The sequence below is a fragment of the Trichlorobacter sp. genome, from assembly GCF_030247655.1.
Classification (GTDB): domain Bacteria; phylum Desulfobacterota; class Desulfuromonadia; order Geobacterales; family Pseudopelobacteraceae; genus Trichlorobacter.
The window spans coordinates 1-1,709 of the sequence record NZ_JAOTRZ010000356.1; the positions used below are offsets into that span (position 1 = coordinate 1).

Genomic DNA, 1,709 nt, shown 5'->3' on the forward strand with positions numbered 1-1,709 from the left:
TCCAAGAACTATGTTGGTAAGTTCCTGCTACCTGCCTGATTCCGTTTCCAACCCAAGCCAACTAAGACACCAAAGGCCGGCTACTTTCTCAAAAAGCACCTGCCTTTGGTGTCCCCTTACCCTCATCACGGTACTTTCTGGCATCCCTTCACTTATTTTGGGTAAAATGAAAATAATGGTGAGCCTCTTGCAAAAGTGTATGCGAGAAGTTGAATGTAGTTAATTTTGCTACATAAAAGTCGAGCTTCAAAGATAGCCATCTGATATTATTGGTTTACGAGACAAACAATAACAGAGGTGTACCGATGAAGCTCAAAGAAAGAATATCATGGTTGATGGGAACGGTACAGAAAAGCCTGTTCCCCCATCTCGACGAATGCCTCCCAACGCCGCTTACCGAGCGGGAGAAGCATCTGGTCAAGCTCCTTGAGCTGATACAGATTGAGAAGTTTGTTCCTGTCACGGCCAGCAGGCAGTGGTTGGGACGACCTATCAAAGAGCGCGAAGCGATTGCCAGAGCTTTTGTAGCCAAGGCGGTCTTGAACTATCAGCACACCAGTTCTTTGAGAAATGAGTTGCTCAGCACCCCGAGCCTGCGGATGATCTGTGGTTTTGCGCGAAGAAGAGACGTTGTGTCAGAATCTACCTTTTCCCGCGCTTTTGCCGAATATGCCAAAGCGGGTTTAGGTGGTATGGTTCATGATTCCCTGGTGAAGGAGAAGCTTGGCGCTGAACTGATCGGACATATCAGTCGGGACGCCACCGCCATTATCGGTCGAGAGAAGCCAGCAAAGAAGACTAAAGTGCCCAAGGTTGCCAAGAAGAAAGGCCGCCCGGCCAAAGATGAGATCAGGGAGCCTGTAGAGCCAAAGCGCCTTGACGTGCAGCGTGGGCAAACAGTAGAAGAGGCTATTTCCCTGTTGCCAAATGTCTGCGACCGGGGGATTAAGAAGAACGCCAAAGGGTACACAGAAACCTGGAATGGATTCAAACTGCATCTGGACGTGAATGACTTCGGCTTTCCGATAAGTGCTCTGTTGACATCTGCTTCCGTGCATGACAGCCAGGCAGCTATTCCACTGATGAAGCTGACCAGCAACAAGGTGACCTACTGTTATGATCTCATGGATGCGGCATACGACGCGGCACAAATACGGGATCAGAGCAGAGAATTGGGGCATGTGCCGATTATCGACAAAAATCCACGTGGCAAGGAAGCTATCCCCATGGCACCGCATGAAGCCGTTCGCTACAACGAGCGTACCGCTGCCGAGCGATGCAACAGTCGGCTAAAAGAAGAATTCGGTGGTCGCAGCGTCATGGTTCGGGGAGCAAACAAGGTGCTACTGCACCTGATGTTCGGTGTCCTTGCCTTGAGTGCTGACCAATTGCTCAAAGTAACTGGTTGCTGATTGTCAAAGACCCAAAAACTGAAATCCGTGGGAGCGGTGCGCCAGGATCATGGATAAATACCGCTGAAAACGATCAAAGGGCCAGCCTAATGCTGCTCTCTGGTGAAAACTTCACTACAGGCTGACATTGGCAACCAACTTTCAAGACTTTTGCAAGAGGCTCTGGTGTATTCATTTACGTTCAACCACTGAGGGAGGAGAGGCCGCAATGACCACTGATCGCAAATACAAGTTTTCGTGGGAACTGCTGGGAGACATCAAGGCTGGTCGCCCTAATCTGGTCAACATCAGGCGGGT

The 1,709-nt window shown here is 50.0% G+C and carries 1 protein-coding gene; it reads left to right on the plus strand.

Features of this window, described 5'->3' with window-relative positions; all coding sequences use genetic code 11:
• The first annotated feature begins 305 nt into the window (after positions 1-305).
• The gene (locus tag OEL57_RS16640; protein WP_300742054.1) at positions 306-1,412 is read left to right on the plus strand and encodes a transposase; all 1,107 of its coding nucleotides are present in this window, start codon (positions 306-308) and stop codon (positions 1,410-1,412) included.
• Positions 1,413-1,709: the final 297 nt, after the last annotated feature.